Genomic DNA, 15,328 nt, shown 5'->3' with positions numbered 1-15,328 from the left:
TTTGCGAAATAAATTTTAGAAATAACGCCGTTTTTTAAGTTGTTTTAAAAGGTTAAAGTTTTCTAAAAATGAAATGGATTTTTCTTAAAATTTGTACATTTAGTATAGAAACTTTACTGCATTTGAAAAAAAATATTACCGTCTTAGCGATATTAATTTGTTTAATAAGCTCTAGCTCAGTATTTAGTCAGAGCGGATTTCGCTTTTTTGATCCTAATCAGAAAAAAACACGAGTAAAATTCAAACTGATTAACAACCTAATTATTATTCCACTTGAAATAAATAATAGAAAACTCAATTTTATTTTAGATACAGGAGTTAATAAAACAATCCTTTTTAATTTATCTGATAGAGATAGCTTGCAACTTAAGAATGTGCGTAGAGTAAATCTGCAAGGACTTGGTACGGGTGATTCTGTTGAATCCTTACTTTCTAGAAACAACACATTTGTTTTAAACAACTTGATAAGTTATAACGAATCTATCCATCTTGTGATAAACGATAAGTTTGATTTATCGGCTAAAATGGGAATAACCATTAACGGTATTATAGGATATAGACTGCTTAAAGATTTGATTGTAAAGATTGATTATAACAAGAAGTATTTAACATTTTTCAATCCAAAAAACAACTCAATACCTAAATGTAAAAACTGTGAAGAGTTTAGAATAGAATTAATTAAAAATAAACCTTACATGTATGTTGATGCTCAAATAGACACAATAGGAACTAAAAAGACAAAGGTGAAGTTGTTGATTGATTCTGGAGGAAGCGACGCTTTTTGGTTGTTTGAACATACTAAAGAGAATATTGTTACACCCAATAAACATTTTAAAGATATTCTTGGTGAAGGTTTAAGTGGCACTATTTATGGAAATAGGAGTAGAATACCTAAAGTAAGTATTGGTAGTTATGAAATAGAAGAGCCTACAGTCTCATTTTTAGATACAATTTCTACAAAAATGGCAAGACAAGTGCAAGGTAGAAATGGAAGCTTAGGAGGTAATATCTTAAAAAGATTTAGAATTTGGATTGACTACCCTAATAAGAGAATTATTTTAAAGAAAACAGGTTCTTTGAAAGGAGGATTCAATTACAATATGAGTGGATTAGATATTATTCACAATGGAAGAAGATTGGTGAAGATTAAAGAACCACCTAGAATTAATACTGGTTACGGAAGATCTAGTCAGACTTCAGGAAACACAAGTCTTTCTATTCTTACAACGTATAGATATAAATTTAGGCCTTCTTATATTATTAATAACGTTTTAGAAAATTCTCCAGGAGGAGAAGCAGGATTGAAAGTAGGAGATGTTATTTTATCTATCAATAGAAAACATGCACATACATTTAAACTGAGTAATATCAACAAGATATTGCAGTCCTACAACAATAGGAAGATTGTGCTTGTTGTAGAAAGAGATGGTAAAAAAATGGAATTTAAATTTCGCTTGAGGAAGATTATTTAATTATCATCGGAAAGCATGCTCTTTTTCTTTTCAGGAGCACTTACTCTTTCAACATAACCTCTTATTTTAATCATCTTTCGAGGATTCTTTGCATTAGAGTAGATAGTAATAGCTTTAGAAAAACCTCCAGGTTTTTTTGTGTCATAAGCAACTTCAATTTTTCCTTTTTCACCAGGCATAATTGGCTCATTAGGTCTTTTAGGAACTGTACAATCACACGAGGTTTGAATCCTAGTAATAATCAAAGGAGACTTTCCAATATTAGTAAATTCAAAAACACGTACGCCATTAGATCCTAAGTAGATTTTACCGTAATTAATCGTTTCTTTTTCAAATTTAAATTGAGGTTTCTCACCTTGAGCAAAGGAAGAAAGTCCAACAAATAAAATTAGTGCGAATGTTGCTACTACTCTCATTACATTTTCTTTTTTGTAAATGTACTAAAATTATCAACTATCAATTGTCAAACAAGAAACTAACAATCCTTTCTCTTTAATCTTTAATCTTTAATCTTTTCTAATGTTATAGATAGTTGTACTTTTGTAGGCTATATTCAAAAACTATTCCAATTTATGAGTATTCCATCTAAATATGATGCAACTTTAGTAGAAGACAAGTGGTATGCTTACTGGATGAAACACAATTATTTTCATTCAGAAGTAGATGAAAGAGAACCCTATACCATAGTTATTCCTCCACCAAATGTTACTGGAGTCTTACACATGGGGCACATGCTAAATAATACGATTCAAGATGTATTGATCCGTCGTGCTCGTTTGTTAGGGAAAAATGCTTGTTGGGTACCAGGAATGGATCATGCCTCTATTGCTACTGAAGCAAAAGTTGTGGCAAAATTGAAAGAACAAGGAATAGATAAAAACGATTTAACAAGAGAAGAATTTTTAGAACATGCTTGGGAATGGAAAAATAAGTATGGTGGAATTATTCTTGAACAGTTAAAAAAGTTAGGAGCTTCTTGCGATTGGGATCGTACAAAATTTACAATGGATCCAGACATGTCTGAAGCGGTCATCAAAGTATTTGTTGATTTATATAACAAGGGTCTGATTTATCGCGGTTACAGAATGGTAAATTGGGATCCAGAAGCGCAAACAACACTATCTGATGAAGAAGTAATCTATGAAGAGAGAACAGACAAATTATACTACGTAAAGTATCAAATAGAAGGAGAAAACGAGTTTGTAACTATTGCAACTACTCGTCCTGAAACCATATTAGGAGATACAGCTGTTTGTATCAATCCAAATGACGAAAGATATACACATTTAAAAGGTAAAAAAGTAATTGTTCCTATTTGTAATCGTGTCATTCCTATTATTGAAGATGATTATGTAGATATCGAGTTTGGAACTGGATGTTTGAAGGTAACTCCCGCACACGATGTAAACGATAAAGAGATTGGAGAAAGACACAACTTAGAAGTAGTTGATGTTTTACATGCTGATGGATCGATGAATAGCTTCGGATTACATCACGAAGGAAAAGATAGAGTAGTAGCCAGAAAAGATGTAGTTGCTGAGCTGGAAGAAATGGAAATTCTGGTAAAAACTGAAAGTATAACTCATAATGTTGGAACGTCAGAAAGAACCAAGGCGGTCATCGAACCAAGGTTATCTGATCAATGGTTCTTAAAAATGGAGCAATTGGCAAAACCAGCCTTAGATGCCGTTTTAAAAACCGGAGACGTAAAATTGTTTCCAAAAAAGTTCGAAAATACATATCGACATTGGATGGAAAATATCCGCGATTGGAATATTTCTCGTCAACTTTGGTGGGGACAACAGATACCAGCTTACTATTATGGAGATGGTAAAAACGATTTTGTTGTTGCTGAAACCAAAGAAGAAGCATTACAATTAGCACAAGAGAAGTTAAATGCATCCTCAAGTGCAGTAGAGAGGTCTTTAACTTTAGATGACCTAACTCAAGATCCAGACGCTTTAGATACTTGGTTTTCATCTTGGTTATGGCCAATGTCTGTGTTTGATGGAATTCGAAATCCTGAAAACGAAGAGATCAAATATTATTACCCAACAAACGATTTGGTTACAGGACCAGACATTTTATTTTTCTGGGTAGCACGTATGATTATTGCTGGATATGAATACAAAGACGAACGTCCGTATGAAAATGTGTATCTCACAGGTTTGGTACGAGACAAGCAACGTCGAAAAATGTCGAAATCTTTAGGGAATTCGCCAGATGCATTAAAACTGATTGAAGATTTTGGCGCTGACGGAGTTCGTGTAGGATTGTTATTGAGTTCTGCTGCCGGAAATGATCTATTGTTTGATGAAGCCTTATGTCAACAAGGAAAAGGGTTGGCAAACAAGGTTTGGAGTGCTTTTTATTTGACAACTCTTTGGGAAACTTCAGAAGAAGTAGCACAACCAGAATCTAGTCGAATTGCATTAGATTGGTATCGATCTAAATTCCAAAAAGTATTGGCTGAGATAGAAGATCATTATAGTAAATATCGTTTATCAGATGCGTTAATGGCGATCTATAAATTGATTTATGACGATTTTTGTGGCTGGTTGCTTGAGATTGTAAAACCACCGTATCAACAACCAATAGATGCTAAAACTTATAAAGAAGTCATAGAAATCTTTGAAGATAATTTGAAGATTTTACATCCTTTTATGCCGTTCTTAACGGAAGAGATTTGGCAATCTATAGAAGAGAGAACACCAGAACAAGCATTAATCATTGCAAAATATCCTAAGCTAAGCTCTTTTGATGCATCATTAATTTCAAATTTTGATTTTGCCTCAGATGTAGTTTCTGGAATTAGAACGATTAGAAAAGAGAAAAACATTGCGTTTAAAGAAGCTATAGAAATCTCTATAATGAACAATGAGAATTTTACCAAAGACTTTGATTCGGTAATTCAAAAGTTAACCAATGCATCACAAATTAATTACGTAAATGAAAAAGTTGATGGGGCTTCGTTTCGCGTAAAATCGAACGAATATTTTGTGCCAATTTCTTTAGACAACATCAATGTAGAAGAAGAAATAGAGAAATTAAATAAAGAATTAAAACGTGCTGAAGGATTTTTAGTTGGAATTCAAAAGAAACTCTCTAATGAACGTTTTGTAAACAATGCTCCAGAACAAGTCATTGCTTTAGAACGCAAAAAAGAATCAGATACACTAGCGAAGATAGAAACGATTAAGTCGAGTTTGGCATCTTTGAAGTAGAGAAGAAACTTATACAAAACAAAAAGCCGCTCATCATGAGCGGCTTTTTTTGATTTTAAGCCATCTTATAATTCTTATAGTACTGCATTAAGATGAATGAGCAGATTACTGAAGATGCCATACCTTCTACAAACAAAGCAAAGACAATTAAAGGCATCGTTAGATTTCCTGTCCACAAGAATGATTCTTGAAGAAGCGCAACCAAGCCAGAATCAATTAAGTTTACATAGAGAATTAATCCTATGATTGACATGGCTACCGATAAGGCAGAAGTTGCCACTCCTATTGCTAGATTTCGCACATAGAGATTTTCATTATTGGCATGAATATTTGTTTTGATGGCGTTGTTGATTCCCCACAAAACAAAAATAAAATTCAAAAAACGAAGCTCAGAACGTGCCTCCAGACCTAACAATTTCATCAAAAAGAAGTACACTGAAATTCCTAAGAATATAAATGCAGCGTTTTTTACGATGATTTTATTAGTAGTAGACATAAGAATAATGTTTCCAATAAAGTTACTAGAAAAATCGCTGAAAATCAAAATGTTATGTTTTTTTCGTCGAGTTTTATTTTTAAGTTAGATATAGAAATTATATTTACACAAACAATAGAATTAGATAATTTTGATTTGAAAAGTCATAGGGCAAAACATATAGAAGGGAAAAAAATTATTGCTGGTAGGTTTAACATAACACAGTGGAAAAGCTCTAAAGAGATGTACTTTATACTTTCTCTATTATTGCTTTTACTTACATTTCTATACATATTAAATAATAGTCGAGATAGAAATTTGAAAAAGAATGGAATTGTTACGGAGGCTATAGTAAAAAATATTGTAAGTAATGCTTATATAATGAATGAACTGGATGCAACTGGACCAGATAATTATCACATAATTTATACGTTTAAAGTTGATAAATATTCATTTGATGGGTTGTACGAAATATTAAAAGAAGATTATTCTAAGTATTTTAAAGAAAGATTGAAAATAAACGATACCATTAAAATTATTTATGACAGAAGAAATCCAACTGACAATAAAATTTTAATGATTGATAAAAATTAAAAGTTTTTTATCATCCTCCTAAACCCAATCGTTGCTAACAATCCTACCAAAGGAAACAAGGCAAACAATTGAAACAGGTTTTGATATTCTACAATCGTAGGGTTTTTCCCAAGCATATAGCCAGAAAGTAAAGACATAAAGATATCTGGTGTAAATCCAACCACAGAGATAATACCTACCACAGTTCCGGTCAAATTTTTCGGTGTTTTTGCTTCTTCAATAATGGCAAAATACAGTCCTCGTAAGGAATAGGTTCCAATCACCATCATAAAAAATGTAGCCATAGAGAATCCAATCGCTTGATGTTCAAACCAACCAAAACCTAAAATCAAGGAGGCTAGTGTCATCAAAGAAAAACTCACCAAACTTAGCTTTGAAGCCATATACTTATCGGCAATCCAACCAATAGTAATAGCGGCAATAGGACGCATCCATTGCACTGTTACGCCAAAATAAGAAGCTTCTTGTAAATTAAAACCCCAAACATCTTTGGCATAAGTAGCATAAGTTCCTGTTAGTTTGTAAGCAGAATATGCACAGACAATAATCAAAGAATGGAATATAATTTTAGGTTTTGTCAGCAACGAAAAAACCTGTCGAGCATCAAAATGTACTGACGTTTTTGTGTCATTCTCACGAACGTGGGAATCCATTTCTTTCTGATGAGTAGATTCCCGATTACTCGGGAATGACAAAGAATCATGTGTAGAATTAGGAATAGCTTTCCACACAAAAACAGCAACTAAGAGCGCAATAAAAGTCATGAATCCAATAATATATTGCATGGTCACAACTTTGTCAGCATGTGTTACTGTCGACATATCTTCTGGAAAAAAGAGCAATGGAATAAAAGAACCAAACGTGGCTATTAGTGCAGCAAAAGCACCCCGTCCGCCATCCAGAAGACCAAAAGAAATTCCTTGTGTATGCGTGTCTCCCCAATCGCGAGTAGCTTTGATCAAAGCTGCCCAAAAGAGTAGAATTGTAGACACTCCCCAAAAACCATATAAAAATTTGAGCGCAAATACAGAGGGAATGGTCATCATCCAAATACCGCCTAATGCTGTACAGAAAATAGAGATGGCAATGAGTTTTCTAGCCTCCCATCTGTCTGCAATAAACCCTCCAAAGAAGTAGGAAATTAAAGCGGTGATTCCGTAAAAAGCTTGGACTTCACCTAACTGAGCATCAGAAACCAAAAAAGCTTCTCGAATAATAGGTTTAAAAACACGAATGAGAATAAAAGGTAATAAGAAGATTGCTTCACCTGCAACAATGAGTGCAAACATGGATAAAGCTTTATTTTGTTTCTTCAAGGAAATACTCATTAAAAGGTCAGTGAATCAATGCTACAAGATATCAATAAATACTTGTAATCATTACAACATTGCTCATTAATTCATTCAGGCATTCTTAATCATTACACCAGCGCTTCCATCAAAATCGTTACTGGATGTTTTGCTATTCGCTCTGTGCCGTCAAAGATTTGATGTCGGCAACTGGTTCCAGCAGCAGCAATAATAGTGTCTTTTGGTGTATTCCTTACTTTAGGAAACAAAGTGTCTTCACCTACTTGCATGCTTACGTTGTAATGCTCTTTTTCATAACCAAAAGATCCGGCCATTCCACAGCAGCCAGTGTTCATGATGGTAGGTTTGTAGTTTTTAGGAATGTTGAGTAATTGGAAACTTGCGTGTGTACTAGATAAGGCTTTTTGATGGCAGTGACCGTGAATTTTAATGGCTCTTTCTTGAGTAGTAAATAAATTTACATTAATCTTTCCTAGTTCAAATTCTTTACTTAAAAATTCTTCAATGGTAAATGTATTTTTTGCAATTTGCTGCGCAGCATCTTTATCGTTGGCCAAACGTAAATATTCATCTCTAAATGTTAAAATAGCCGAAGGTTCTACACCAAGTAAAGGCGTTTCTTCTGAGATTAACGTACTAAAATGACTTACGTTTTCGTTAGCCAATTCTTTGGCTTCTTTTAAAAATCCTTTCGAAATAAAACTACGACCACTTTCTTTATGTTGAGTGAATTCAACTTTGTACCCTAGTCGCTCTAACAAGATAACAGCATCCTTACCAATTCCCACATCGTAATAATTGGTAAACTCGTCACAAAACAAGTATATAGTTTTTTGATGTTGAGATGGACGTTTTTTTGCAAACCATTTTTCTAATGTAGTAGAAGCTAATTTTGGAACACTTCTTTCTGTTGCTACACCCATGATTCTTTTTACCAAAGATGTATTGAGAACTAGATTAGTAAGAGCAGGAGTAAGGCTTCCTAACTTGTTGTATTTAACGTTGTTTGCAAATAACTTGCTTCGGAAAGAATATCCGTTTTCTTCTTGATATTGATACAAAAATTCAGCTTTTAAAGCAGCCACATCTACATTACTAGGACATTCGCTAGCGCAGGCTTTACAGCTTAAACAGAGATCAAAAACCTCTTTCAGTTCTTGGTGATCGAATTTATTTACCTTTTCAGAATTTGTTAAAAATTCACGTAACGCATTTGCTCTAGCTCTTGTGGTGTCTTTTTCGTCTTTTGTAGCACGGTAACTTGGGCACATTGCTCCTCCAGCTGATGCAGGTTTTCTGCAATCTCCTGATCCGTTGCACTTCTCAGCCAAACGTAAAATACCTTGATTGTCAGAGAAATCTTGAATGGTTTCTATCTCAGGTTCTTGTCTATCGATTTCATAACGTAAACTTTCATCCATAGCAAAAGCCTCAGTTATCTTTCCTTGATTGAATACATTATTAGGATCAAAAGCTTTTTTAATACGTTTTAAAAGTTCATAATTTTTTTGGCCGATCATTAAGGGAATGAATTCAGCACGAACAATTCCATCTCCATGTTCTCCACTAAACGAACCTCCGTATTTTTTAACGAGTTCGGCTGTCTCTGTAGTAATCTTCCTGAATAGATCTACGTCTTCCGATTTTTTCAAATTTAAGATAGGACGTAAATGCAATTCACCAGCTCCAGCATGCGCGTAATACACTGCCCTTTGCTGGTGTTTTTCCATAATTAGAGCAAACTCTTCAATATAGCTAGGAAGATCGTTTAAATCTACTGCAGTATCTTCTATACATGCCACTGCTTTTGGATCTCCAATCATATTTCCTAAGAGGCCTAAACCGGCTTTACGAAGATCAAAAAGGCGTTTGATATCACTTCCAGCTATTTTTGGATGGTGATATCCAAAACCATTATTTTCAAGGTCTTGAATAAGTTTGTCAGCTAATAAATGAGCTTCTTCAATGGTATCAGTAGAGATTTCTAACATCAAAACAGCTTCTGGATCTCCTTTGATGAAGAATCTGTTTTTTGCTTGCTCTCGATTGTTTTTTGTACAGTCTAAAATTACCTTATCCATTAACTCACAAGTATATAAATTGTGATTCATGGCTAAGACAGTAGCTTTTAAACTTTCGTCAACACTTTCAAAATGAGAAGCTACAATAACACTTTCTGAAGGTTGTACAGTGTCTAATTGTAAAGTAATTGCAGTTGAAAAAACAAGTGTTCCTTCACTACCAGATAGTAATTTTGCAACATTGACGGTGTTGTTTTCTCCACCAAAAAGATTAGAATCTAAAAGCTCATCAACAGCATACCCAGTATTTCTTCTATGAATAGAAGCTTTAGGGAATTGTGAGTGTATCTCTTGTTGAATAATCTCTTGAGAGAGTTCTTGATATAAAGACTTGTATATTTTTCCTTCTAGATTGTTTTCGCGAGTTTTTGCTTTGAATTCTTCTGAACTTAGTTTTCCAAAAGAAACTTGACTTCCATCACTAAGAAGGCCTTCAATTTGAAGAACCTTATCTCGTGTAACTCCATACTTAATTGAAGTGCTTCCAGAAGAATTGTTTCCTACCATTCCACCTATCATACATCGATTGGAGGTTGAGGTATTTGGACCAAAAAACAAACCAAAAGGTTTTAGAAATAAATTTAATTCATCACGAATAACACCTGGTTGAACTGTGATAGTCTTGTTGAGTTCATCAAAAGCGAGTATTTGAGTAAAATACTTAGAAACATCTACAACGATTCCTTCTCCAACACATTGACCCGCTAACGATGTTCCTGCTGTTCTGGGAATCAACGTAATTTTATATTGTTGAGCAAAACGAATAAGTTCTTGAATGTCTTCAATTTCTTTTGGATAGGCTACTGCTAATGGAATCTTTCTATAAACAGAAGCATCGGTAGCATACATACTCTTGTGTAATGCATCATAAAAAAGCTCTCCGGTTAAAGTAGATTGTAGACTTTCTAAAATTGTTTTGTCAACCATGTTATTCAATTGGTACGTTTCGCTGAAAACCAGTATCGAAACAGATAAAAGAATCTGTTCCAGCTACTCCAGAAATCAGATGCACTTTATCGTATAAAATTCTCTGCAAATGTTCGTTATCTTTTGCAAAAATCAAAATAAAAATGGCATAGTTTCCAGATACATAATTACATTCAACAATTTCACTAATCTTGTGAAGTTCTTTCATGACACTTTTTGCAAAACGAGCTTCACGTAATCTGATACCAGTATAGGACTTAGTCTTGTACCCCAGTTTTTTTTCGTCTAAAATGAATTCTGCTTTTTTAATAACTCCTTCTTGAGTTAATTTTTTGATTCTTTGATGCACTAAAGAATTAGAAACATTTAATTCTTCAGCAATTTGTGAGTAAGCTTTTCTAGCATCAGCCCTTAGATGTGAAAGAAGTTGTGTATCGATATAATCAAATTGACTTTCCATAAAACAGATTTTAAATAGGTTGAAACAAAAATACCGTTTTTAAGATTAATAAAAATTAAATTGACATAAAATAAATGTATATGTGATTAAAGTGGTTGTTTAATAATGATTATAAAATCAAATCAATTTATTTTTGCAACGTAAATTATTTTAATTTAGAATGACAACAACACAACTTTTTGACAAATTGTGGAATGAATACACCCAACGTACTCCTTCTGCAGAAAAAATTAAGAATCTATTTCTTAAGGAAGGCAACTCGGTTTACAATGATCATGTTGCTTTTAGAACATTTAATGACCCTCGTGTAAATATTGATGTTTTAGCAACTCCTTTTTTAGAAGCTGGATATGTAGAATGTGGAGAATACCATTTTGAAAAAAAGAAATTGTATGCAAAACACTTTGAACATAACACAGATAGAAATGCTCCAAGAGTTTTTATTAGTCAATTATTAGTAGAAGAGTTTTCTACATCGCTACAAAGAGAAGTAGAAAATATGATTGATAGTATTGATCTAGAAAATTTGAACCCTAGTGAATTGGTTTTTAAAGGGCGTTTGTGGGAAACTCCAAGTTATAAAACTTACAATGAGTTGTTAGAAGAAACAGAATATGCAGCTTGGTTGTATGTAAATGGTTTTTGCTCAAACCATTTTACTGTTGATGTGAATAGATTGGACACATTTTCTTCTTTAGAAGAAGTGAATGAATTCCTAAAAATGAATAGTTATAAAATGAATACATCTGGAGGAGAGATCAAAGGAACTCCAGAACAAATGCTAGAGCAATCGAGTGTATTGGCAGACAAAATTCCTGTTGAATTCCAAGAGTTAACAAAAGAAATAACTTCTTGTTATTATGAGTTTGCTTACCGACATCCGATGATTACAGGAGAATTATATTCAGGATTTATTGCTGGTTCAGCAGATAAAATATTTGAAAGCACAGATATGAAATTGCAAGAAGTATAATACTTCAGAAAAAGGAAATTTAGTTTAAGCGTCATTTCAAACTTTAAGGGGGAGTAGAAATGATGCTTTTTTATTTTCTGAATTTACATTTGAACATTTCTTTCTTCAGGAAATGGAGCTGGAATTTCTTCAGTGTCTTCATCTAACATTTCACGAAGATTGATTTCTATACCTCTTGAAATTGTAGAGATAGGAACATCATTAGCAGTTCCTTCAAAAGGATTTTCTCCAACACGCGGAATTCTTTCCATCAAATGGAATGCCCAGGAAACACAAATACAAAAAGGAATAGTTAGCCAAACAAAATGATTTGCAATCCAAGGGTAACTTACAAGAAAATTATCACCTATTTCTGCAAACTCACTAATAATTCCAAAAGGCATCAATATTAAAAACAAATTGGTAAGATAATAAGCTAAGCTACTAAACTGTCTTGGATAGGGGAAATTTTTGATTCTTTCAGATTTCCCTTGGTGTGTAAACAATTCTTCCAATACATTCTCTAATTCTAAAAAGGCAAAACCCCAAATAAAACCTTTGTCTTTTAATTTCTTAATATGAGCAGATTGTAAATATAAAAGTGCAGTTTGCTTATTGCCTTTGCTTAAAACATATTCCTTTTCTTCAGCACTTAAGTACATACTTAAATTATCTTCTAAGCTTGAAATTCTTTCAGGAATATGGAGCATTTTAGACCATTCTCTATTGGTACGATGTTTCATTGCTGTTTCCCAACTTTTGCGTTGTCGCATGGCATAGCGAAGAGCAGTTAGCCATGCTATATGTCTGTAGATAAGAATTCTTTTTTCTTCTTTTAACTCATCTTCAGACATGGGATTTTCTGCATGTTCATTACTTATCATATCTTGAACTTTCATTCCCCAAGTTCTAGAGGAATTTACAATGGCTCCCCAGATTTTTCTAGCCTCCCAAATACGATCATATGCCGAATTATTAAGGAATCCAACCATAAAAGCCAAGGCAGTACCTATCAAAGCAACTGGAGTCCATGGAATACTTAAAAAAGTGAAATTAAAAATCTCGTATAGAGAAGTTATAATAGTTGCATAGATAAAAAAAAGAATAATCTCCTGACGAGACCATTTTAACATATCAGAACTTGAATACCTGTTTTTGGTGAACATAGAGTGTGGTTATATATTCAAAAATAATGGTTTTCTTTTTAAATGTAAGATTTACAAACAGATAAACAAATCACGTTAAATAGTTATACAGATATATAGGATGAATGTGATTTTAATATATTTGTTAGAACCAAATTCTAAATTCCCAATGAAAAATTTTCTGACTGTATTTTTGTTGTTGATGATAACGTTCTCATTGTCAGCACAAAAAGTAGATTTACGTTATTATATTCCAGGAGACGAGAGATACAATACCAACATTCCAACACCTAAAGAAGTTATTGGTCATGAAGTAGGAGAATGGCATATTACTCATGATAAGCTTGTAGAGTATATGAAAGCCTTAGCAGCTGCTTCTGATAGAATTACCATAGAAGATCGAGGAAAGACCTTTGAAGGTAGGCCTATTCTATTATTAACTATTACTGCACCAGAAAATCATCAGCGATTAGAAGAGATACGCAAAAGACATATTGCAGCAACAGATGATTCTTCTATAGATGTGACGAATGATCCGATTGTAGTGTATCAAGGTTTTTCAATTCACGGAAATGAGCCAAGTGGTTCTAATGCAGCTTTAGCAGCGGCTTACTACTTAGCAGCTTCGTCGAAATCCTCTACGGAAAATTTACTAAAGAATACAGTAATTCTTTTTGATCCATCTTTTAATCCAGATGGTCTACAACGTTTTGCTTATTGGGCAAATACAAACAAAAGCAAGAATATTAATCCAGACCCTAATGATCGTGAATATACAGAGGTTTGGCCAAGAGGAAGAACCAATCACTATTGGTTTGATATGAACAGAGATTGGTTGCCAGTACAACTGCCAGAATCAAGAGCTAGAATTGCAACTTTTCATAAGTGGTTACCAAATATCTTAACAGATCATCATGAAATGGGATCAAATTCTACTTTTTTCTTTCAACCAGGAATTCCTAGTAGAACACATCCATTAACACCTCAAATGAATCAGGATTTAACCAGAGAGATTGCAACATTTCATGCCAAAGCATTAGACAAAATAGGATCTCAATATTATTCTGAAGAAAGTTTTGATGATTTTTATTACGGGAAAGGTTCTACATTTCCTGATATCAATGGAAGTATTGGAATTTTATTTGAGCAAGGAAGCTCAAGAGGTCATGCACAAGAAACTAGTAATGGATTGCTAACATTTCCATTCACTATTAGAAATCAGTATACAGCAGCTATGTCTACATTGGAAGCTGCAAAGAATATGCGTGTAAAGATTTTAAAATATCAACAAGATTTTTACAAAAAGGCAAGGAGTGAAGCTTCAAAAGCAAAAGCAATTGTTTTTGGTGATTCTAAAGATGCTGCCAAAACATACCATTTAGCGGAAGTTCTGAAAAGGCATAATGTGAAGATTCATGAGTTGAAATCTGACTTTACTGCCAACGGAAAACGATTCAAAAAAGGATATGGCTATGTAGTTCCTATGAACCAAAAAAATCAACGATTGGTGAAAGCAATGTTTGATGTAAGAACTAAATTCCAAGATAGTTTGTTCTATGATGTTTCTGCATGGACATTTAATCACTCTTTTGGAGTTGATTATGCCGGAAATGTAAGCATGAACAAAGCTGGAGCAGAGGTGAAGAAGTTAGAGTTTAAAAAAGGAAACGTAAGTGTTAAGAGCGATCTAGGGTATTTGATGCCTTGGAATGAATACTACACACCAAAAGCACTGAATGCAATTCTGCAAAAAGGACTTCGCGCCAAAGTTTCAATGAAGAATTTTAAAAATGGTGGAACAGCTTACGAGTATGGAACTATTTTTATTCCTGTTCAAAATCAAAAATTAAATTCTAATGAATTATATAGATTCTTAAGTAAAGTAGCTGATGAATCTCATTTGCAAATAAACGGTGTTAGTACCGGATTGAATGATGGAATTGATTTAGGAAGTAATAATTTTAGAAACATCAGAAAACCTAAAGTAGCTATGCTGGTTGGTGGAAATATCTTTGGAAACGATGCTGGAGAAATTTGGCATTTGTTTGATCAACGCTATGATATGCACGTAACTAAATTAGATATGAGTTATTTTAATCGTGTAGATTTAAGTAAATATACCACTATCATTGCTCCAAATAGTTATAGCATGAGTAAAGCATCTGCTGATAAATTAAAAACTTGGGTTAGAAATGGTGGAGTTCTTATTGGATACAGAAATGCTGCGAATTGGTTGAATAGTCAAAAATTCATGAAATTAGAGTTGGAAAAAGCAAAAATAGATACGGTAAAGAACGTGTCTTTCGAAGATAGATCAAAACAAAGTGGAGCTCAAGTAATTGGAGGCGCTATTTTTCAAGCAAATATAGATCGTTCACATCCAGTTAATTTTGGATATAAAAACGATAAGATTGCAATGTTTAGAAATACTACAGTATTTATCAAACCTGATAAGAAAAGTTATAATAATCCAATTCAGTATACGAGCAACCCATTATTAAGCGGTTATATCTCTAAAGAAAATTCCAAAGTAATTAAGAATACGCTTCCTTTTAAAGTACAAAGAATGGGTAGAGGTAGAGTAATGATTTTTACAGACAATACGAACTTTAGAGCTTTCTGGTACGGAACGAATAAGTTACTCATGAATGCTGTTTTCTTTGGAAATCAAATGTAATTGAAAGAGTA

Annotated in this window: 11 protein-coding genes; 5 read left to right on the top strand and 6 right to left on the bottom strand. The window is 33.3% G+C overall.

Going from position 1 to position 15,328, the window contains the following annotated elements; genetic code table 11:
• The first annotated feature begins 122 nt into the window (after positions 1-122).
• Positions 123-1,472: an aspartyl protease family protein gene (locus AAON49_RS08460; protein ID WP_349554083.1), complete on the top strand. Its 1,350-nt coding sequence runs from the start codon at positions 123-125 to the stop codon at positions 1,470-1,472.
• Here the strand turns inward: AAON49_RS08460 and AAON49_RS08455 are convergent.
• Positions 1,469-1,888 (bottom strand): DUF1573 domain-containing protein, encoded by a 420-nt coding sequence (locus AAON49_RS08455; protein ID WP_349554082.1) that lies wholly within the window; start codon positions 1,886-1,888, stop codon positions 1,469-1,471. The genes AAON49_RS08460 and AAON49_RS08455 overlap by 4 nt on opposite strands.
• A gap of 156 nt (positions 1,889-2,044) precedes the next feature.
• On the opposite strand from AAON49_RS08455, the gene AAON49_RS08450 reads away from it, so the two are divergent.
• Positions 2,045-4,696: a valine--tRNA ligase gene (locus tag AAON49_RS08450; RefSeq protein ID WP_349554081.1), complete on the top strand. Its 2,652-nt coding sequence runs from the start codon at positions 2,045-2,047 to the stop codon at positions 4,694-4,696.
• A gap of 55 nt (positions 4,697-4,751) precedes the next feature.
• Here the strand turns inward: AAON49_RS08450 and AAON49_RS08445 are convergent, their stop codons facing one another.
• Entirely contained in the window at positions 4,752-5,192 is a 441-nt protein-coding gene (locus AAON49_RS08445) for a hypothetical protein (RefSeq protein WP_349554080.1), read from the bottom strand.
• A 54-nt stretch (positions 5,193-5,246) separates the two neighbouring features.
• Here AAON49_RS08445 and AAON49_RS08440 point away from each other — a divergent pair, with 54 nt between their 5' ends.
• Entirely contained in the window at positions 5,247-5,765 is a 519-nt protein-coding gene (locus tag AAON49_RS08440) for a hypothetical protein (protein WP_349554079.1), read from the top strand.
• Here AAON49_RS08440 and AAON49_RS08435 read toward each other — a convergent pair.
• From AAON49_RS08435 to AAON49_RS08425, 3 genes are all read right to left on the bottom strand, one after another.
• Complete coding sequence (locus tag AAON49_RS08435) at positions 5,762-7,054, bottom strand: MFS transporter (protein ID WP_349554078.1); 1,293 nt, start codon at positions 7,052-7,054, stop codon at positions 5,762-5,764. The two genes, AAON49_RS08440 and AAON49_RS08435, sit on opposite strands and share 4 nt — an antisense overlap.
• A 131-nt stretch (positions 7,055-7,185) precedes the next feature.
• Entirely contained in the window at positions 7,186-10,083 is a 2,898-nt protein-coding gene (locus AAON49_RS08430; RefSeq protein ID WP_349554077.1) for an FAD-binding and (Fe-S)-binding domain-containing protein, read from the bottom strand.
• A gap of 1 nt (position 10,084) precedes the next feature.
• Entirely contained in the window at positions 10,085-10,543 is a 459-nt protein-coding gene (locus tag AAON49_RS08425; RefSeq protein ID WP_349554076.1) for an Lrp/AsnC family transcriptional regulator, read from the bottom strand.
• Positions 10,544-10,703: 160 nt separating this feature from the next.
• Here AAON49_RS08425 and AAON49_RS08420 point away from each other — a divergent pair, with 160 nt between their 5' ends.
• Positions 10,704-11,516, top strand: a complete 813-nt coding sequence (locus tag AAON49_RS08420; RefSeq protein WP_349554075.1) for a DUF1338 domain-containing protein — start codon at positions 10,704-10,706, stop codon at positions 11,514-11,516.
• A gap of 83 nt (positions 11,517-11,599) precedes the next feature.
• Here the strand turns inward: AAON49_RS08420 and AAON49_RS08415 are convergent, their stop codons facing one another.
• Positions 11,600-12,661, bottom strand: coding sequence for a bestrophin family protein (locus AAON49_RS08415; RefSeq protein ID WP_349554074.1), 1,062 nt, complete (start codon positions 12,659-12,661; stop codon positions 11,600-11,602).
• Between the two features lie 148 nt (positions 12,662-12,809).
• Between AAON49_RS08415 and AAON49_RS08410 the strand changes: the two genes are divergently transcribed.
• Complete coding sequence (locus AAON49_RS08410) at positions 12,810-15,317, top strand: M14 family metallopeptidase (RefSeq protein WP_349554073.1); 2,508 nt, start codon at positions 12,810-12,812, stop codon at positions 15,315-15,317.
• The last annotated feature ends 11 nt before the right edge of the window (positions 15,318-15,328 follow it).

Origin of the sequence: Pseudotenacibaculum sp. MALMAid0570, assembly GCF_040151415.1 — a bacterium.
In the GTDB taxonomy this organism is placed as follows: Bacteria; Bacteroidota; Bacteroidia; order Flavobacteriales; family Flavobacteriaceae; genus Polaribacter.
The sequence above is the reverse complement of the archived record's forward strand: the minus strand, read 5'-3'. Positions and strand labels throughout refer to the sequence as shown.